The following is a 16,877-nucleotide window of genomic DNA, read 5'->3' on the forward strand; positions in this document are numbered from 1 at the left end:
AGGCCCTCGGGCTTACCGCTCGATCGCCAACGCCACACCCTGCCCACCACCGATACACAGGGTGGCCAGGCCTTTCTTGGCATCGCGCTTGATCATTTCATGCAGCAAGGTCACCAGTACCCGGCAGCCCGAAGCACCAATCGGGTGGCCCAGGGCAATGGCGCCGCCATTGACGTTGACCTTGGCCGCATCCCACTCCAGCTGCTTGCCCACCGCCAGCGCCTGGGCGGCAAAGGCTTCGTTGGCCTCGATCAGGTCCAGCTCGCCCAGTTGCCAGCCGGCCTTGGCCAGGCAGCGCTGGGTGGCCGACACTGGGCCGATGCCCATGATCGCCGGGTCCACGCCGGCACTGGCGTAGGCAGCAATTTTGGCCAGCACCGGCAGGCCCAGGGCCTTGGCTTTGCTGGCGCTCATCAGCAGCACCGCGGCGGCGCCGTCGTTGAGGCTGGAGGCGTTGCCGGCGGTGACGCTGCCGTCCTTCTTGAACGCGGCGCGCAGCTTGCCGAGGGACTCGGCGGTAGTGCCGGCGCGGGGTTGCTCGTCGGTGTCGAACACCAGCGGCTCGCCTTTTTTCTGCGGGATCTGGATCGGGGTGATCTCATCCTTGAAGCGCCCGGCCTCGATGGCGGCCACGGCCTTGCGCTGCGACTCGGCGGCGAAGGCGTCCTGCTGCTCGCGGGTGAGGCCGTACTTGTCCACCAGGTTCTCGGCGGTGATACCCATGTGGTAGTCGTTGAAGGCATCCCACAGGCCGTCGGTGATCATGCTGTCGACCAGTTGGCCATGGCCCATGCGTTGGCCGGTGCGGGCCGAGGGCAGCACGTAGGGCGCCAGGCTCATGTTCTCCTGGCCGCCGGCGATCACCACTTCAGCATCGCCGCAGCGGATGGCCTGGGCGGCCAGGTGCAGGGCCTTGAGGCCCGAGCCGCAGACTTTGTTCAGGGTCAGTGCCGGCACTTCATAGGGCAGGCCGGCCTTGACCGCGGCCTGGCGGGCGGGGTTCTGCCCGGCGCCGGCGGTGAGCACCTGGCCGAGGATCACTTCGTCGACCTGGGCCGGGTCCAGCTGGGTCTGGGCCAACAACTGGCGGATCACCGCAGCGCCCAGTTCGACGGCGGACAGGTTGGCCAGCGCCCCCTGGAAACTGCCGATGGCAGTGCGGGTGGCGGCGACGATGACGACTTCGTTCATTGTTGTTCTCCGGGGTACGCTCATGATCGCCACAGCATCCCTGCCGGGCGCTGATTTGGGAAGTTTGTTTTTCTTTGCCATTGATCCGAAATTCAAATGAATAAACGGCGGCGGGCCACGCCTGCGCGGCGCCGCAACTAAGCTTGGCGTCAGCTTCGGGGGGAGCGTTTACCAACCACCAGAGCGGAGCTTCTTGCCATGCGCTACTCAGTGATTGCCATCACCCTGCTGCTCGCCAGCGCCAACACCTTTGCCAAGACCGAATGCACCACGGCCGACCGCAGCACCTGGCAGGATGCCGACAAGTTCCAGGCCCAGCTCAAGGAGCAGGGCTACAAGATCAACAAGTTCCAGATCACCAAGGGCAACTGCTACGAGATCTACGGTTTCGACAAGGATGGGCGCAAGGTCGAGATCTACCACGACCCGGTCACCGGCAAGGCGGTCAAGAGCGAGGTGCATGAGTGACCGCCAGCGTGCGCCTGTGGGACCCGTTGCTGAGGTTGTGCCACTGGTCCCTGGCGCTGGTGTTCTTTGCCGATTACTTCTTCAACGAGGCCGGTGACGACTGGCACCAGTGGCTGGGCTACTACGCCGGTGCCTGCCTGGTGCTGCGCATTGGCTGGGGTTTTGTCGGGCCGCGCAGCGCCCGCTGGAAGGACTTCTGGCCCACGCGGGCGCGGTTGAAGGCGCATGCGCTGGCGCTCTGGCGCGGCGAGCGTTTTCACCGCCTGGGGCATACGCCGATCGGCGCGCTGGTGATGGTGCTGATGATGGCCGGCATCGCCAGCCTGGGCGTGACCGGCTGGATGATGCTGGAGGTGGATGCCCTGTGGGGCGCCGAATGGCTGGAGACGCTGCACAGCTGGCTGGCCGATGCGGTGCTGGCGCTGGTTGGCGTGCACCTGCTGGCGGCGCTGGTGGAGAGTGTGCGCTTGAGGGAGAACCTGCCGTTGTCGATGGTGACCGGGCGGCGAAGGTCTTCCGACGAGTCGTGAAAGAGGGGCCGCTTTGCGGCCCAATCGCCGGCAAGCCGGCTCCCACATGGAATCACTCGGACCTGTGGGAGCCGGCTTGCCGGCGAAAGGGCTGCAAAGCAGCCCCTACGATTGCAATCACACCGCCGGGCACTGGTTGGTAACGCAGTGGATGCCTCCGCCACCCGCTGCAATCGCATCAATGTCCAGCTGCACCACCGTGCGCCCCGGATACAACTGCACCAGCAACGCCCGGGCCTTCTCATCGGCAGTGCGATCACCAAACTGCGGCGCGATCACCGCGCCATTGATCACGAAGTAGTTGATGTACCCCGCGGCAAAGTCCGGGTTGCCTTTGCTGAACTTGTTGCTGCGCGGTTTCAACGGCGGCGACAGGGTATGCACCTGCAACTTGCGCCCATCGGCGTCGGTGGCGTTCTGCAGAATCTCCAGGTGCTTGCGGGTCACTGCGTAGTCGTAGGAATCCGGGTCATTGTCCAGGTTCGCCACCACCACCCCGGGCGCCGCGAAGCGCGCATAGAAGTCCACGTGGGCATCGGTGATGTCCTTGCCCTTGATGCCCGGCAACCAGATGATCTTGCGCAGCCCCAGGCGCGCCTTCAGTTCCTCTTCGACCTCGGCCTTGCTCCAGTCGGGGTTGCGGTTGCGGTTGATCCAGCTGCTCTCGGTCATGATCCCGGTGCCGTGGCCGTCCACCTCGATGCCGCCGCCTTCGCCCACTAGCTCGCTGCGCTGGTATTGGGCTCCGGCCAGCTTGGCCACGCGCGCCGCCAGCTTGGCGTCGTAGCGGTGCTGCTGCTTGCCGCCCCAACCGTTGAAGTTGAAGTCCACCGCGCCCAGCGCGCCATCGTCGTCCAGCACCAGGTTGGCGCCGATGTCGCGCATCCAGATGTCGTCCAGCTTGGTTTCAACATAGGTGATGTTATGGCTGCCGCATTCTTCCTCGGCGATATCGCGCTCGCTGGCGCGGCAGAACACCGTCACTGGCTGGTAGGCGGCGATGGCCCGGGCGATACGGCCCAGCGCGGCCTGCACGTCTTCGGTGAAGTCTTCCCAGATGGCGTCCTGGGCGCCGAAGGCGATATAGGCGCACTGCTGTTTTTCACCCTCGTCGGGCATGAACCAGCGGCCGGCTTCGGCGGCGCGGGCGCTGCCCAGGGGCAGGCCGAAGCTGGCGGCGGCGCTGACGCCTGCGACCACGCTCAGTTGTTGAAGGAAGGTGCGGCGAGTGGGCATGGGGTCAGTCCTGTGCAGTCTTGAAACGGGTCCAGACGCGCATGCGCGCACGCATGTCGGCCTGGGGGATGTCCTTGCCGGGGATCAGCCGGGCGTAGGCGGCTTCGTTAAGGTAGATATCGGGGTTGTCGCGCAGCCGCGGGTCCACCAGCGGGCGCGCCTTGGCGCTGGCAGTGGGGTAACCCGTGGTACTGCTGATCGCGGCCATGTTTTCCGGGCGCATGACGAAGTTGATGAACCGATAGGCGTACTCGGGGTGCTTGGCATCGGCGGGGATGGCCATGGTGTCCATCCACACCGTGGTGCCTTCGCGGGGCACGCGGTACTGGAAGTCGATGGCCTTGCCGGCGGCTTCGGCGGTGCGCTGGGCCTGGATCACGTCGCCGCTGTAGCCCAGCGACAGGCAGATGTTCTGGTTGACCAGCTCGGTCACCGGTTGCGACTGCAGCTTCTTCACATAGGGGCGGATGCCCTTGAGCAGTTCGCTGGCGGCGGCCAGGTCTTCGCGTTTGGCGCTGCGCGGTTCGCGGCCCAGGTAGTGCAGCACCACGGCCAGCACTTCGTCGGGCGAGTCGATCATCGAGATGCCGCAATCGGCGAACTTGGCTGCCAGCTCCGGCTTGAACAGCAGGTCGAGGCTGTTCAGCGGGGCGTCGGGCATGCGCTCGCGGATCTTCTTCGCGTCCATGGTCAGGCCGATGGTGCCCCAGGTGTAGGGCACGGTGGCCTGGCTGGCCTTGGGGTACTGGTCGTGCAGCTTGCGCAGGCTGGGGTCGATGTCGTCCAGCGCGGTCAGCTGGCTGCGGTCGAGCTTCTGCAGGCTGCCGGCGCGCATCAGCCGTTCGGCCACGGTGTCGCCGGGGAACACCAGGTCGTAGCCGCTGCGCCCGGACATCAGCTTGGCCTCCAGCACCTCGCTGCCGTCCATGACGTCGTAGATCACCGGGATACCGGTTTCGGCGGTGAAGCGCTTGAGCGTGTCTTCGGCGAAATAGTCGGCCCAGTTGTACAGGCGCAAGGCGTCCTGCTCGGCCTGGGCGATACCGGCGCAGGCCAGCAGCGCGGCGATGGCCAGCAGTTGTGATGGACGGCGTGGCATGGTCAGGCCCTCTCGGTGTGTGGGGTGCGGCCGTCGAGGGTCATCAACGGCGCGTACAGGTCGGGGCGGCGGTCGCGGTACACGCCCCAGCTCAGGCGGTCCTCGCGCATCTGCGCCAGGTCCAGGTCGTGCAGCCACACGCCACTGCTGGCGCGGTCGGCTTCGGCGAGCAGGGCGCCCTTGTGGTCGCAGATGAACGACGAGCCGTAGAAGCGCATCGACAGGCTGCTGTCACTCTTGGCCACTTCCTCGCCGACCCGGTTGGCGGCCACCACCGGCAGCAGGTTGGCGGCGGCGTGGCCGCGCATGGCGATTTGCCAATGATCGCGCGAATCCAGCCCGGCGGCGCCGGGCTCGGAGCCGATGGCGGTGGGGAACAGCAGCACTTCGGCGCCCATCAGCGCCAGGCAGCGGGCGGTCTCGGGGAACCACTGGTCCCAGCAGATGCCGATGCCCAGTCGGCCGAAGGCGGTGTCCCAGACCTTGAAACCGGTGTCGCCGGGGCTGAAGTATTCCTTCTCCTGGTAACCGATGGCGTTGGGGATATGGCTCTTGCGGTACACCCCCAGCAGCGTGCCGTCGGCGTCGGCCACGGTCAGCGAGTTGAAGAAGGCATTGCCGGCGCGCTCGTACCAGCTCAGCGGCAGCACCACGCCCAGCTCCTTGGCCAGGGCGGCGAAGCGGCGCAGCAGCGGGCTGTCGTGGTAGTCCTCGGCCAGGGCCTGGTGGCTGTGGCACTGCTCGATGCAGAAGTACGGCGTGGCGAACAGCTCCTGCAACAGGATCACCTGGGCGCCATCTGCGGCGGCCTGGCGTACCAGTTGCTCGGCACGGTCGAGGTTGCCGGGCACATCCCAGCTGCAGGCCATCTGGGTGGTGGCGATGCGCAGGGTGCTCATGGGCGTTCTCCTTGCAGCGGCCAGGCCGGCTGCTGCTGGGTGATGCAGTGGATGCCGCCACCGCCGTGGGCGATATGGTCGATGCGCACCGGCACCACTTCGCGGCCGGGGAAGGCATGGGCGAGCTGATCGGCGGCGGCCTGGTCGGCGTCGATGCCGTAGGCCGGCATGATCACCGCGCCATTGGCCAGGTAGAAGTTGGTGTAGGAGGCGCAGAACACCTCGGCGTCGGTGTCCACGGCCGCGGTGGCCTCGTACAGGTCGAGCAGCTCGAACTTACGGCCCTGGGCGTCGCTGGCCAGCTCCAGCGCACGGCGGTTCTCGCGGGCTACTTCGGCGTACACCGAATCCTGGTCATGGGTGGCATCCACCAGCAGCACGCCGGGGCGGGCGAAGGCGCACACGCCGTCGACATGGCCGTCGGTCATGTCACCGGTCACGTACTGCGGGTCGCCCGGCAGCCAGATGGTCTTGCGGATGCCCAGCAGGCGGGCGAAGCAATCCTCGAACTCGGCCTTGCTCAGGCCTGGGTTGCGATTGGGGTTGAGCAGCACCGATTCGGTGGTGATCAGGGTGCCTTCACCGTCCACATGGATGGCGCCGCCTTCGTTGCACAGCGGGGTGCTGAAGCCTTCCAGACCGAGCTGGTCGAGGATGCGCCGGGCCAGGCTGCGGTCCTTGCCGTGTTCGGACTTGTTGCCCCAGGCGTTGAAGCGCCAGCTCAGGCCGGCCACGCCTTGCTGCGGGTGCAGCAGGAAGCTTGGCCCGCTGTCGCGGCACCAGCTGTCGTCGACGGCCAGCTCGATCAGCTCGATGCCAGCGCCGCACAGCTCGCGGGCGGTGGCCATGGCGGACGGGTCCACCACCATCTTCACCGGCTCGAAGCGGGCGATGGCGGCGGCCACCCGGGCGTAGTCGCGCTGCACGTCGGCCAGGGTCACGCCCCAGCCCGATTCCCACAGTGGTTGGTTGTGCGGCCAGATCATCCAGGTGGCGGCGTGGCGGGCCCATTCGGCAGGCATGCGCCAGCCGCTGTCGTGGGACAGGGTCATAGTGAACTCCGATCTATTAGGGATTTTTATCAACGAAGCCCGCCGTCGCGGGTGTTGGTGCCAATGTTATGGCTGGGAAGTTGGGGCGACAAACGATAGATTTAGCGTATTTCTGATCAGTCAGGCTTATCAGCATGCTCAAACACTGGCCCCCGCTCAATGCCCTGCGCGGCTTTGAAGCCGCTGCCCGCCTGGGCAGTTTCCACAAGGCCGCCGAGGCCCTGAACCTCACCCAGTCGGCGATCAGCCAGCAGATTCGCAGCCTGGAAAGCTACCTGGAGCAACCGCTGTTCCACCGCACCGGGCGCAGCGTCAGCCTTACCGATGCCGGGCATGATCTGCTCAGCACCACCCAGACCTTGCTGCAGCAACTGGCGGTGGGCATCCGCCGGCTGGACCAGTACCGCAAGCCCAACCAGCTGGTGGTCAACACCACCCCGGCGTTCGCCCGGCACTGGCTGCTGCCGCGCCTGGCTGACTTTCACCAGCGCTATCCGGAGGTGGACCTGTGGCTGTTCACCAGCTTCGAGGTGCCGGACATGGCCAGCGAGACCATCGACCTGGCGATCCGCGATGACATTGGCGCCCAGGCTGAATGCAGCTTCAGTGTGCTGCACCAGGACCTGCTGTACCCGGCCTGCCATCCGGACCTGGCCGCGCAGGGGCGTACCACCTTGCATGGCGAGCGGGAGATGGACTGGAGCCACTGGCAGGTCGAAGGCGGCGAGGATGTCGGGCAGCAGGGCAAGGGGCTGAATTTTTCCGACCCGGGGTTGCTGCTGGAGGCGGCGGGCGAGGGCTTGGGGATTGCCCTGGTCAGCCAACTGCTGGCACAGCGGTTGGTGGCGCAGGGGCAGTTGCAGGCGTTGTCTGCCCAGCGCGTGCGTGGGCCGGCGTGGAGTTGCCTGGTGCATCGCGACAGCCAGGATGATCCGCAGGCGCGGCGGTTTCTGGAGTGGTTGAAGGTGGTACTCGCTCAGGATTGATGGCCCTATCGCGGGGCAAGCCCGCTCCCACGCCGCTCGCGCATTTGCACATACAGCGTGGGAGCGGGCTTGCCCCGCGATAGGGCCGCTGGTGTTTTGCATCACCCCGATCACCCCGTAATATGTGTCGGATGACATGCGAGGGTAGTCTCACCCTCTAGATCAAACGGAACCGCCCCCTTTTTGCCGGGGCGCTTCCCCAGCCTAAACCTGACGAGGTACAGACATTGGCCATCATTCATCCCAAGGTTCGCGGTTTCATCTGCACCACGACTCACCCAAAGGGCTGCGAGCTCAACGTCCGTGACCAGATCGAAGCCACCCGCAAGCTGGGCGTGCGCGAGGATGGTCCGAAGAAAGTCCTGGTGATCGGCGCCTCCAGCGGCTACGGCCTGGCCGCCCGCATCACCGCGGCATTCGGCTTCAAGGCCGACACCCTGGGCGTGTTCTTCGAAAAGCCGGGCACCGAGACCAAGGCCGGCACCGCCGGCTGGTACAACGCCGCCGCCTTCGACAAGTTCGCCAAGGCCGAGGGCCTGTACAGCAAGTCGATCAACGGTGACGCCTTCTCCGACGAAGCCCGCGCCAAGGTTATCGAGCTGATCAAGAACGAAATGGGCGGCCAGGTCGACCTGGTCATCTACTCGCTGGCCTCGCCGGTGCGCAAGCTGCCGCAGACCGGTGAAGTGATCCGCTCGGCGCTCAAGCCGATCGGCCAGCCGTACAAGTCGACCGCCATCGACACCAACAAGGACACCATCATCGAGGCCAGCATCGAGCCGGCCACCGAGCAGGAAATCGCCGATACCGTCACCGTGATGGGCGGCCAGGACTGGGAGCTGTGGATCGATGCCCTGAACGCCGCCGGCGTGCTGGCGCCTCAGGCCCGTACCGTGGCCTTCAGCTACATCGGCTCCGACATCACCTGGCCGATCTACTGGGACGGCGCCTTGGGCAAGGCCAAGCAGGACCTGGACGAAACCGCCCAGCGCCTGGGCAAAAAAGTCGGCGGCAGTGCCAACGTTGCGGTGCTGAAGTCGGTGGTTACCCAGGCCAGCTCGGCTATCCCGGTGATGCCGCTGTACCTGTCGATGGTCTTCAAGATCATGCAGGAGAAGGGTATCCACGAAGGTACCCAGCACCAGCTGGACCGTATGTTCCGTGACCGCATGTACCGTGAGGACGGTGCGCCGGCTGCACTGGACGAGGAAGGCCGTCTGCGTCTGGACGACTGGGAACTGCGTGATGATGTGCAGGACGCCTGCCGTGCCATGTGGCCGAAGGTGACCACCGAGAACCTGTTCGAGCTGACCGACTACGCCGGCTACAAGAAGCAGTTCCTCAACCTGTTCGGTTTCGAGCGCGCTGACGTCAACTACGACGAAGACGTGGCCACCGATGTGAAGTTCGACTGCATCGAGCTGTAATCGCTTCAGGCCTGTACCGGCCTCTTCGCGGGTAAACCCGCTCCCACAAGATCTCCACAACATTCAAAACTGTGGTGATCCTGTGGGAGCGGGTTTACCCGCGAAAGGGCCGGCACAGGTATAGGATTTTTGCTAGCGTTGGCGCACAACAACACAGAAGCGCGCCATGAGCAGCCTTACCCAGCCCGCCACCGCCTTTCGCCACAACGCCCCCGACGGCTACAGCCTCGGAGGTTTCCGCTGGCGCCACGCCACCCTCGCAAGCCAGCGCCCGCTGGTGATCATCAACGCCGCCACTTCGGTGCGTTGCCGTTACTACTCGCGTTTTGCCGACTACCTGTTCGCCCAAGGCTTCGATGTCCTGAGCTACGACTACCGTGGCATCGGTGAATCGCGCCCGGCCTCGCTGCGCGGTTTCCAGGCCTCGTGGAGCGACTGGGGCCGACTGGATTTCGAGGCCATGCTGCAACTGGCTGGCGCCGAACATCCGGGGCAACCGGTGCATGTGGTGGGGCACAGTTTCGGCGGCTGGGCGCTGGGGCTGGCGCCTTCGGCGGCGCAGGTGCAGCACGCGGTGCTGGTGGGTGCGCAGTTCGCCTACTGGCGCGACTATGCGGCGGACCAGCGCTGGCAGCTGTATGGCAAATGGCATGTGCTGATGCCATTGCTGACCCGAGTGTTCGGCTACTTTCCCGGCAAGCGCCTGGGGTGGCTGGAGGACACGCCGGCGGGGGTGGTGCACGACTGGAGCACGCCGACGCCACGCTACGAGCACCGACCCAGCGGGCGGTTGCTGCAAGCCTTGCCGTTCGCTCACGTCAGCGCCTCGACCTTGGCGATCAGCCTGACCGACGATCCGTTCGGCACGGTGGCGGCCACCGAGCGGTTATTGGGTTATCTGGATGAGCGCGGGCGCAAGCACCTGCGGGTGGCGCCTGTGGATATCGGCGTCGAGGAGATTGGCCACTTTGCGTTCTTCCATGACCGCTTTCGCCAGAGCCTTTGGCCGATTGCGCTGGGGTGGTTGCAGGCGGGGCGGTTGGCGGTAGATGTGCCCGGTCAGATCGTCAGTTGAGGACGCTTGTACCGGCCCAATCGCTGGCAAGCCAGCTCCCACAGTGTCGGCGCTATGCGGTCAGGGTGGGAGCCGGCTTGCCGGCGAAAGGGCCGCAAAGCGGCCCCGGCGGTCTCAAGCCTTGCGCGCCAAAGGCAGCTCGGCAAACTTCACCCCAGCCAGCCCATGCTTGATCAACGCACGGATATTGCCATGGTCGCTGCCCTCGGGCGTGGCCACCACATCACGGTAGTGCTCGCCAAACGCCAGCAGCGCTTCCTGGTCGCTCAACCCTTCCAGCAAGGCCAGGCCCAGGGTCTTGCACGAACCTTCGTTCTGCCCGGCGGCGTTGTGCACATCACCGTTGTCGAAGGCTTGTGGCTGGTAGCTGTAGTTCGCGGCGATGAACGCCAGGGTGTCGGCGAAAACGTGTTCGCCGCTGGCGAGGCTGCTGCGCAGGGTGTTCAGGTCAGTCACGGGGTTTTCCTTGTTCGAACGCCGCCTGTTGTTCGGCGCTGGCTTCTTTCTGGTATTGGGCTTTCCACTCGGCGTAGGGCATGCCGTACACCGCTTCACGGGCGTCATCCATGCTCAGGTCGACCTGGCGCTCGTCGGCGGCGGCCTTGTACCACTTGGACAGGCAGTTGCGGCAGAAGCCGGAGAGGTTCATCAGGTCGATGTTCTGCACGTCGGTGCGCTTTTGCAGATGGTCGACCAGGCGCCGGAACGCGGCGGCTTCGAGTTCGAGCTGTTGTTGGGGAGTCATGGCGGTCTCTCAGGTCATGCGGTTCTTCAGATGGCGGCCACCGTTGATGACCACCTGGCTGCCGGTGCTGTACTGGCTGTGCAGCAGGAACAGCACGGCGTCGATCAGCGGGCGGGCGCCGGGTTCGAACTCCAGCAGGGCTTTTTTCAGCGTCTGCTGGCGATAGTGCTCGTCGCCACCCTCTTTGAGGATCAGCAGGCCCGGCAGGATACCGTTGACGCGCACCGTGGGCGCGTATTTTTCGGCGAACGACAGCACCATGTTCTGCAGCGCGGCCTTGGTCGCGGCATAGCCGATATGGCTCTTGCTGCCGCGCGAAGAGGTCTCGTCGCAGATATGGATGATGTCGGCCTTGTCTACCTTGGCCAGCAGCTCACCCAACGCCAGGTTGAGGTGGTAGGGCGCCTCGACGTGCAGGCGGAACATGGTGTCGAGGTTGTCCAGGCCGTCGTCGAGCCACAGCGAGGCGTTGTGGATGATCGCGCGCAAGCCGTCGTAATGCTTGTGCAGGTGGTCGATCAGGGCCTGGCGGTCGTCGGCGTTGGTGAGGTCGGCCTGGAACTGCTGAATGTTCGGGTGCGCCGCGTGTGCATTGAGGCTGCGGCTGGCGCTGACCACCGTATGGCCGGCCTGGGCCAGCTCCAGCGCCAGGGCCAGCCCGACACGCTGGCTGGCACCGGTAATGAGGATAGGGCTGTTCATGTTCGGGGCGGTCTGCCGTCTGTCCGTGCGTGATGCCCCAGCATACCCGAACTGCACCGCCTTGCGAGCCCGTGCCTCAGCGGCTGCGCAGGCCTTCGGCGCGGTCTGTGGCCGAGCGCGGCGGCGGGTTCAGCCAGCCGGCCAGCAGGCGCGTCGACAGGGGGATGAACAGGTACACCATGAGCGGCGTCAGGGCCAGGGTGCTGAGCAACACCCGCGGTAGCAGATCGAGTGGCGCCAGCCAGTGGCCGAACAGCAGATTGAACAGCAACGAGACGGGGAAGAACGCCAGCCAGATAGCCGTGGCCTGCTTCCAGCGCGGCGGTTTTTGCACCATGCTGGTGCCGAACCAGTCGTCGATGCCGCTGACGCGCCTCTCTTTGGGGCGTTCGAACAGGCCGTCACCGCGCTGCAACCAGGTGCGACGCGAGGCTGAATATTCCCAGGCGTGCAGGGTTTGCTCATTGGTGAAGCGGAAGATGATCTGGAAGTCATCGCCTTCGGCAGGCGGGGCGAGGATGCCTGAGCCCAGGTAGCCGGGGAAGTCGGTGGCCAGCTGTTCGCCTTCGTGCAGCCAGGCCAGCAGGTCCTGGTAGCGGCCATGGGCGGCGCGGCGCGACACCATCAGGGTGACGGGGTGGGTAGACATCGTGTATCTCCTGGCGACGGGGCTGGCGGGTAGCCGGCCCCTTGGCATGCGGCCCGGGGTGGTGGGCGGCGCAGGCATGCTTGCAAGAATCGGGCGCGGATTATCGCCGATCGATCATGACCCGTCAGTTTCAACGGGCGGGCGGTCGTCAGAAGTTCGCTTGCGCGTGCAACTCTGGATGGGCCTGGCGGTGGGCCTGAAGAATGTACTCGCGCAGGCGCTCGATCTCTTCGGCCGGCGTGTGCGACAGGTCGTAGGCCGCCAGCCTGGGGCCGATGCGCCGGCGCAACACACCGTGCAGGCCGATCGGCGGGATGTCCTCGGCGGCGAAGTGCAGCTCGAAATGCGCCGGTGCCTTGCTCTGCCCGTGGATTTCCACCAGCACGCCCTTGAACGAAATATCCCGTACCCACAGGTCGCTGGGCTGGTGGTGGTCGTCGAGCAATGCCGCCGGTTGCGCCAGCGACAGGCGCCACGGGCGCAGCATGGGGCCGTCTTCGTAGATGTCCGGTGAACCCAGTTGCAGGTGCAGGGCGTGGAACTCGTCTTCGACCAGTTGCAGGGGGAAGCTCAGCTGCTGGTTGTTGAAGCTGGCCTGCAGCGTGACCTGTTCATTGGCCACCAGGCGGGTGAGCAGGTCCTTCAGACGACGGTCGCCATTGACCAGCAGGCTCGACATGGGGTCGGCCAGGTTCAACTGCGGCGAGTGCTGCATGTTCTGGATGAAATCCAGCTCGTCCTGGGAGAGAAGGGCGTCTGCTTGCATGGTCGAACTCGAGGAAACGATCGGTAATGGCGATTACGTCAAGGGGGTGGACAGTGGTGTATGGGTTTGGTTCAGGTCACTGGTCGGATTGTTTGCGCGGCTGTGACTTTAGGGGGAGGCGGCCTTTTGCCACTGTCGGGTGCTAGTATCCTACGCTTTCACTCAGTTTCGGAATCCTCACCTGATGAAAGTCGCCATTATTTCCGGTTCGGTCTATGGCACCGCCGATGAAGTCGCCCGTCATGCGGTGTCGCTGCTCAACGCTGCCGGCCATGAAGCCTGGCATGCAGGCCGTGCCACCCTGCAGGATATCGAGGGCTTTGCCCCGCAGGCCTTGCTGGCGGTGACCTCGACCACCGGCATGGGCGAACTGCCCGACAACCTGATGCCGTTGTACAGCGTCATTCGCGATGTACTGCCCGCGGCCTGGCGTGGCTTGCCGGGTGCCGTGATCGGCCTGGGCGACTCCAGCTACGGCGATACTTACTGCGGTGGTGGCGAGCAGCTGCGCGAGCTGTTTGCCGAACTGGGCGTGCGTGAGGTGCTGCCGATGCTGCGCCTGGATGCCAGCGAGACCGTGACCCCTGAGGCCGACGCCGAGCCATGGCTGGCGGAGTTTGCCGCAGCCATTCAGGGCTGACACCCCGTCGCGGGGCAAGTCGCATCGGCGCACCGCCGCTCCCACACCCTGTGGGAGCGGGTTCACCCGCGAACACGGGCATAGCCCGTGCCAGGTACCGAGTTGTCATCTTCGCGGGTAAATCGCAGCGGCGAACCGCCGCTCCCACAGGCAGAGTGCAGGTCTTGAGCTCGGCGCGCTCAGGTGTGCTCGCGCAACAACGCCAACCACGCCTGCGCTGCCCGTGACAGGTACGCCCCGCGCCGCCAGATGAAGGCGATGTCCCACCTCAGGTCGCCCGGCGCGCGCAATGGCAAGCGCACCACCCCGGGCCGCTCCAGGGCCCGCGCAACCACCCTCGGCAGCAACACCACCCCTTGGCCCGCCGCCACCAACGAGGCAAGAAAGTCCGCCTGGCCGCTGCGCCCGCCTTCCTTCGGGGTAAAACCCACCTGCTGGCAGGCGCTGAGCAGCCGGTCATTGAGCATGAAACTGCGTTGGTACAGCAGGAACGGCGTATCGGCCAATTGCGCCAGGTCGACTTCTGCCTGGCCCGCCAGGGCATGCTCGGCGGGCAGCAGGGCATCCAGCGGCTCATTGCAGAAGGGTTGGTAGTCGAACGCCGGGTCGCTCGGCGTCAGGCTGCCGCCCAGCTCCAGCTCGCCACTCTTCACCGCCTGCTCGACCATACGGCTGCCGCCTTCGAGCAGTTGCACCGAAATCTGCGGGTAGCGCCGCCGGTACTCAGCGAACAACCCGGCGAAGAGTGCATCACTGCCCAGCAACGGCAGGCCCAGGCGCAGCTCGCCACGGGCCATCTGGCCAAGATCGTCCAGTTCGTTGAGCAGTTCCTGGCGCTGGCGCAGCAACACTTCGCCACGCTCCAGCACGATGCGCCCGGCGGCGGTCAGCAGCAGCTGCGAACCCTGGCGCTCGAGCAATGGCTGGCCGATGGCCTGTTCCAGCTGGGCGACCTGCTTGCTCACTGCCGACTGGCTGACGTGCAGGGTGCCCGCGGCCTGGGTGAAGCCACCACGGTGAACGACTTCGATGAAGCTGCGCAGCTGTTTGAATTCCATGCCATGAATTCCATTATGGAATGGCGAGCAGTCTAACAATTCGCTTTTGGCCTTTGCGACCGACTTTTACACTGGGCACGTTGTCGAGGACCGTGCCCATGAACCCTGCATTACTGAAAAGAACCTGCCGCCTGCTCGCTGAGCTGGCGGTGCTGCTGGCCCTGTTTTTGATCGGCGGCCAGCTCGCGACCTGGCTGGGCTGGCCGATACCCGGCGGGGTGATGGGCCTGGCGCTGCTGCTCATGCTGTTCGCCACAGGCCTGCTCAAGCCCGCCACCCTGCAATTGGGTGCCGGATGGCTGATGGCCGAGATGCTGCTGTTCTTCATCCCCGCGCTGATGAGCCTGCTGGACTACGGCAGCCTGTTGCGCAGCGAAGGCTGGCGCATCCTGCTGGTGATCGCGGTGAGTACCCTGCTGGTGATGGTGGTCACCGCCGCGACGGTCGAGCTGGTGTGCCGCTGGCGGTTGCGCCATGAACCTTGAACCCAAGTCATTGTTCTGGCTCGCGCTCACCCTGGCCGCCTATGTGGGCAGCCGCTGGCTGTACCGGCGCAGTGGGCGCTACCTGCTGTCGCCGCTGATCCTGGTGCCGGCACTGTTGCTGGCGGTGGCCGTGCCGCTGCACACCGCCTACGCCGAATATGCGCGCAACACCCATTGGCTGATGGGCGTGCTGGGCCCGGTGACTGTGGCCTTCGCCGTGCCGATCTGGCAGCAGCGGGCATTGTTGGCGAGGCACTGGCCGGCGTTGCTGGTGGGCATGCTGGCCGGCAGCGTCGCCTCGATCGGCAGTTCCTGGGGGCTGGCGCACCTGCTGGCGCTGGACGAGTCGGTCAGCCTGTCGTTGCTGCCGCGCTCCATCACCACCCCGTTTGCCATGCCGGTGGCCCAGGACCTGGGGGGTGTGCCGGAACTGACCGCAGTGTTCGTTATGTTCACCGGCGTGCTGGGGGCGGTGTTTGGCGGCGTTCTGCTGCGCTGGCTGCCGCTGCGCACACCGCTGGCGCGGGGCGCGCTGTTCGGTGTCGGCGCCCATGGCGCGGGCGTGAGCCGGGCCCAGGAAGTGGGCCGCGAAGAGGGCTCGGTGGCCGGTCTGGTCATGGTCCTCACTGGGCTGCTCAACCTGTTTGCCGCGCCATTGCTGGTCATGTTGTTCTGACCGTTCGTGCCACTGACTCGCACGGTCATCAGGCTGGCTGCCAAGGCGACTTAACACCTTCGTATTGGCTTCTAGACTGAGCCTCGACATAGAGAGCACATGTATGTGCCGAGGTAACTTGCAATGAACGCAGCCTTGCCCTATTCCGACACTCAAACACCAATACCGGGACGACCCTGATGCCTCTGGCCGAGATTCCATTGTGCGTCTGGCGCACCCGGAGCCAGGGTTTCACCTTCCGGGGCCAGAGCATCCGCTACTGGACGGCAGGGCAAGGAGAGCCTCTGCTATTGCTACACGGTTTCCCCACCGCCAGCTGGGATTGGCACTACCTGTGGGTACCGCTCACCCAACGCTTTCGCGTAGTGGCCTGCGACATGCTCGGCTTCGGCGATTCGGCCAAGCCCGCAGACCACGACTACAGCCTGCTGGAGCAGGCCGACCTGCAGCAGGCGCTGCTGGAGCACCTGAAGATCGATCAGCCGGTGCACTTGCTGGCCCATGACTATGGCGGCAGTGTCGCCCAGGAACTGCTGGCCCGGCACCACGAGCAACGCCTGCAGGTCGCCAGCTGCGTGTTCCTCAACAGCGGCCTGTTCCCCGAGAGCTGCCGCGTGCTGCTGATCCAGAAACTGCTGCTCAGCCGCCTTGGCTGGCTGGTGGGGCGCTCGTTCGGGCGCGACGACCTGGTGCGCAATGTCACCCAGGTCTACGGGCCCTGCACCCACCCCAGTGAAAGTGCGCTGGACGACTGCTGGAGCCTGATCGCCGCCAACGGTGGCCAGCGCATCCTGCACAAGCTGATCAACTTCATGCCCGAGCGCCGGGCGCAACGCGAGCGCTGGGTCTGTGCCCTGCAGCGCGAAGGCGTGCGGCTGCGCTTCATCAATGGTGCGGTCGACCCGTTGTCCGGCGCGCATATGGTCGAACGCTACCGGCAAGTGGTGCCCGAGCCGGACACCGTGGTATTGCAGGGCATCGGCCACTACCCGCACACCGAAGCGCCGGTGCAAGTGCTGCGCCACTACCTGGCCTTTCGTGAACAACCGCTGAGCTACGTGCCACAGAAAGTCGCCTGGTCGTGACCGGGCGATCATCGCCATGGGTTATCCCCCGGCATTCGCCGGGGCGCGCTTGATTGTCGGGCGGCGAGGGCTGGCCGACACTGCGCGCATCCTTCATCTGCCTGGAGC

General features: G+C 65.5%; 20 protein-coding genes. 9 read left to right on the forward strand and 11 right to left on the reverse strand.

Translation table 11 applies throughout. The features are described 5' to 3' along the window. Window positions 1-12: 12 nt before the first annotated feature. Window positions 13-1,191 carry an acetyl-CoA C-acetyltransferase gene (locus LOY51_RS04360; protein WP_258644824.1) on the reverse strand — a complete coding sequence of 393 codons (1,179 nt, stop codon included), beginning with the start codon at window positions 1,189-1,191 and terminating at the stop codon, window positions 13-15. 198 nt (window positions 1,192-1,389) lie between these two features. On the opposite strand from LOY51_RS04360, the gene LOY51_RS04365 reads away from it, so the two are divergent. Further along, on the forward strand, window positions 1,390-1,659 hold the full coding sequence (locus LOY51_RS04365; protein ID WP_125462616.1) for a PepSY domain-containing protein: 270 nt from the start codon (window positions 1,390-1,392) through the stop codon (window positions 1,657-1,659). Beyond that, window positions 1,656-2,189, forward strand: a complete 534-nt coding sequence (locus tag LOY51_RS04370; protein WP_258644828.1) for a cytochrome b/b6 domain-containing protein — start codon at window positions 1,656-1,658, stop codon at window positions 2,187-2,189. The genes LOY51_RS04365 and LOY51_RS04370 overlap by 4 nt, the downstream gene beginning before the upstream one ends. A 117-nt stretch (window positions 2,190-2,306) precedes the next feature. Here LOY51_RS04370 and LOY51_RS04375 read toward each other — a convergent pair whose 3' ends face one another. Genes LOY51_RS04375 through LOY51_RS04390 form a run of 4 tightly spaced genes read right to left on the reverse strand, consistent with a single transcriptional unit; the run spans window position 2,307 to window position 6,475 of the window. Beyond that, window positions 2,307-3,425, reverse strand: a complete 1,119-nt coding sequence (locus LOY51_RS04375) for an agmatine deiminase family protein (protein WP_258644830.1) — start codon at window positions 3,423-3,425, stop codon at window positions 2,307-2,309. Between the two features lie 4 nt (window positions 3,426-3,429). Beyond that, the gene (locus LOY51_RS04380) at window positions 3,430-4,524 is read right to left on the reverse strand and encodes an extracellular solute-binding protein (protein ID WP_258644832.1); all 1,095 of its coding nucleotides are present in this window, start codon (window positions 4,522-4,524) and stop codon (window positions 3,430-3,432) included. Window positions 4,525-4,526: 2 nt separating this feature from the next. Continuing rightward, complete coding sequence (aguB, locus tag LOY51_RS04385) at window positions 4,527-5,423, reverse strand: N-carbamoylputrescine amidase (protein ID WP_258644834.1); 897 nt, start codon at window positions 5,421-5,423, stop codon at window positions 4,527-4,529. After that, window positions 5,420-6,475 carry an agmatine deiminase family protein gene (locus tag LOY51_RS04390; RefSeq protein ID WP_258644837.1) on the reverse strand — a complete coding sequence of 352 codons (1,056 nt, stop codon included), beginning with the start codon at window positions 6,473-6,475 and terminating at the stop codon, window positions 5,420-5,422. The genes aguB and LOY51_RS04390 overlap by 4 nt, the downstream gene beginning before the upstream one ends. Window positions 6,476-6,609: 134 nt before the next feature. Here LOY51_RS04390 and LOY51_RS04395 point away from each other — a divergent pair, with 134 nt between their 5' ends. The 3 genes from LOY51_RS04395 to LOY51_RS04405 all read left to right on the forward strand — a co-directional run bounded on the left by LOY51_RS04395 (window position 6,610) and on the right by LOY51_RS04405 (window position 9,963). After that, window positions 6,610-7,461 (forward strand): LysR substrate-binding domain-containing protein, encoded by an 852-nt coding sequence (locus tag LOY51_RS04395; RefSeq protein ID WP_258644840.1) that lies wholly within the window; start codon window positions 6,610-6,612, stop codon window positions 7,459-7,461. A 227-nt stretch (window positions 7,462-7,688) separates the two neighbouring features. Beyond that, complete coding sequence (gene fabV, locus LOY51_RS04400; protein ID WP_110991718.1) at window positions 7,689-8,888, forward strand: enoyl-ACP reductase FabV; 1,200 nt, start codon at window positions 7,689-7,691, stop codon at window positions 8,886-8,888. 166 nt (window positions 8,889-9,054) lie between these two features. Then, the gene (locus tag LOY51_RS04405; RefSeq protein ID WP_125857475.1) at window positions 9,055-9,963 is read left to right on the forward strand and encodes an alpha/beta hydrolase family protein; all 909 of its coding nucleotides are present in this window, start codon (window positions 9,055-9,057) and stop codon (window positions 9,961-9,963) included. A gap of 114 nt (window positions 9,964-10,077) precedes the next feature. Here the strand turns inward: LOY51_RS04405 and LOY51_RS04410 are convergent, their stop codons facing one another. The 5 genes from LOY51_RS04410 to LOY51_RS04430 form a co-directional block, all read right to left on the reverse strand. Further along, window positions 10,078-10,419 carry a HopJ type III effector protein gene (locus LOY51_RS04410; RefSeq protein WP_190306034.1) on the reverse strand — a complete coding sequence of 114 codons (342 nt, stop codon included), beginning with the start codon at window positions 10,417-10,419 and terminating at the stop codon, window positions 10,078-10,080. Next, the gene (locus LOY51_RS04415; RefSeq protein ID WP_110991715.1) at window positions 10,412-10,708 is read right to left on the reverse strand and encodes a DUF1244 domain-containing protein; all 297 of its coding nucleotides are present in this window, start codon (window positions 10,706-10,708) and stop codon (window positions 10,412-10,414) included. Before LOY51_RS04415 ends, LOY51_RS04410 begins: the two co-directional genes overlap by 8 nt. 9 nt (window positions 10,709-10,717) lie before the next feature. Then, the gene (gene folM / locus LOY51_RS04420; protein WP_258644856.1) at window positions 10,718-11,410 is read right to left on the reverse strand and encodes a dihydromonapterin reductase; all 693 of its coding nucleotides are present in this window, start codon (window positions 11,408-11,410) and stop codon (window positions 10,718-10,720) included. Between the two features lie 76 nt (window positions 11,411-11,486). After that, the gene (locus tag LOY51_RS04425) at window positions 11,487-12,059 is read right to left on the reverse strand and encodes a putative antibiotic biosynthesis monooxygenase (RefSeq protein ID WP_258644857.1); all 573 of its coding nucleotides are present in this window, start codon (window positions 12,057-12,059) and stop codon (window positions 11,487-11,489) included. Between the two features lie 148 nt (window positions 12,060-12,207). Further along, a complete protein-coding gene (locus tag LOY51_RS04430; protein ID WP_125857478.1) occupies window positions 12,208-12,825 on the reverse strand; it encodes a hypothetical protein in 618 nt (205 codons plus the stop codon). A 184-nt stretch (window positions 12,826-13,009) separates the two neighbouring features. On the opposite strand from LOY51_RS04430, the gene LOY51_RS04435 reads away from it, so the two are divergent. Then, window positions 13,010-13,465: a flavodoxin gene (locus tag LOY51_RS04435; RefSeq protein WP_125462625.1), complete on the forward strand. Its 456-nt coding sequence runs from the start codon at window positions 13,010-13,012 to the stop codon at window positions 13,463-13,465. Window positions 13,466-13,644: 179 nt separating this feature from the next. Here the strand turns inward: LOY51_RS04435 and LOY51_RS04440 are convergent, their stop codons facing one another. Then, the gene (locus LOY51_RS04440; protein ID WP_125857480.1) at window positions 13,645-14,523 is read right to left on the reverse strand and encodes a LysR family transcriptional regulator; all 879 of its coding nucleotides are present in this window, start codon (window positions 14,521-14,523) and stop codon (window positions 13,645-13,647) included. Window positions 14,524-14,621: 98 nt separating this feature from the next. Here LOY51_RS04440 and LOY51_RS04445 point away from each other — a divergent pair, with 98 nt between their 5' ends. The 3 genes from LOY51_RS04445 to LOY51_RS04455 all read left to right on the forward strand — a co-directional run bounded on the left by LOY51_RS04445 (window position 14,622) and on the right by LOY51_RS04455 (window position 16,769). Further along, window positions 14,622-15,008, forward strand: a complete 387-nt coding sequence (locus tag LOY51_RS04445; RefSeq protein ID WP_125462628.1) for a CidA/LrgA family protein — start codon at window positions 14,622-14,624, stop codon at window positions 15,006-15,008. After that, window positions 14,998-15,684 carry an LrgB family protein gene (locus LOY51_RS04450; protein WP_110991708.1) on the forward strand — a complete coding sequence of 229 codons (687 nt, stop codon included), beginning with the start codon at window positions 14,998-15,000 and terminating at the stop codon, window positions 15,682-15,684. The genes LOY51_RS04445 and LOY51_RS04450 overlap by 11 nt, the downstream gene beginning before the upstream one ends. A 179-nt stretch (window positions 15,685-15,863) precedes the next feature. Then, a complete protein-coding gene (locus LOY51_RS04455) occupies window positions 15,864-16,769 on the forward strand; it encodes an alpha/beta fold hydrolase (protein WP_258644860.1) in 906 nt (301 codons plus the stop codon). The last annotated feature ends 108 nt before the right edge of the window (window positions 16,770-16,877 follow it).

Origin of the sequence: Pseudomonas sichuanensis (assembly GCF_024749065.1) — a bacterium.
In the GTDB taxonomy this organism is placed as follows: domain Bacteria; phylum Pseudomonadota; class Gammaproteobacteria; order Pseudomonadales; family Pseudomonadaceae; genus Aquipseudomonas; species Aquipseudomonas sichuanensis.

Coding starts and splice junctions, on each gene's coding strand:
- LOY51_RS04360 (WP_258644824.1), bottom strand. CDS start 1,191: ATGAACGAAGTCGTCATCGTCGCCGCCACCCGCACTGCCATCGGCAGT.
- LOY51_RS04440 (WP_125857480.1), bottom strand. CDS start 14,523: ATGGAATTCAAACAGCTGCGCAGCTTCATCGAAGTCGTTCACCGTGGT.
- LOY51_RS04450 (WP_110991708.1), top strand. CDS start 14,998: ATGAACCTTGAACCCAAGTCATTGTTCTGGCTCGCGCTCACCCTGGCC.
- LOY51_RS04425 (WP_258644857.1), bottom strand. CDS start 12,059: ATGTCTACCCACCCCGTCACCCTGATGGTGTCGCGCCGCGCCGCCCAT.
- LOY51_RS04405 (WP_125857475.1), top strand. CDS start 9,055: ATGAGCAGCCTTACCCAGCCCGCCACCGCCTTTCGCCACAACGCCCCC.
- LOY51_RS04435 (WP_125462625.1), top strand. CDS start 13,010: ATGAAAGTCGCCATTATTTCCGGTTCGGTCTATGGCACCGCCGATGAA.
- LOY51_RS04445 (WP_125462628.1), top strand. CDS start 14,622: ATGAACCCTGCATTACTGAAAAGAACCTGCCGCCTGCTCGCTGAGCTG.
- LOY51_RS04375 (WP_258644830.1), bottom strand. CDS start 3,425: ATGCCCACTCGCCGCACCTTCCTTCAACAACTGAGCGTGGTCGCAGGC.
- aguB (WP_258644834.1), bottom strand. CDS start 5,423: ATGAGCACCCTGCGCATCGCCACCACCCAGATGGCCTGCAGCTGGGAT.
- LOY51_RS04365 (WP_125462616.1), top strand. CDS start 1,390: ATGCGCTACTCAGTGATTGCCATCACCCTGCTGCTCGCCAGCGCCAAC.
- LOY51_RS04380 (WP_258644832.1), bottom strand. CDS start 4,524: ATGCCACGCCGTCCATCACAACTGCTGGCCATCGCCGCGCTGCTGGCC.
- LOY51_RS04390 (WP_258644837.1), bottom strand. CDS start 6,475: ATGACCCTGTCCCACGACAGCGGCTGGCGCATGCCTGCCGAATGGGCC.
- LOY51_RS04395 (WP_258644840.1), top strand. CDS start 6,610: ATGCTCAAACACTGGCCCCCGCTCAATGCCCTGCGCGGCTTTGAAGCC.
- folM (WP_258644856.1), bottom strand. CDS start 11,410: ATGAACAGCCCTATCCTCATTACCGGTGCCAGCCAGCGTGTCGGGCTG.
- LOY51_RS04430 (WP_125857478.1), bottom strand. CDS start 12,825: ATGCAAGCAGACGCCCTTCTCTCCCAGGACGAGCTGGATTTCATCCAG.
- LOY51_RS04415 (WP_110991715.1), bottom strand. CDS start 10,708: ATGACTCCCCAACAACAGCTCGAACTCGAAGCCGCCGCGTTCCGGCGC.
- LOY51_RS04455 (WP_258644860.1), top strand. CDS start 15,864: ATGCCTCTGGCCGAGATTCCATTGTGCGTCTGGCGCACCCGGAGCCAG.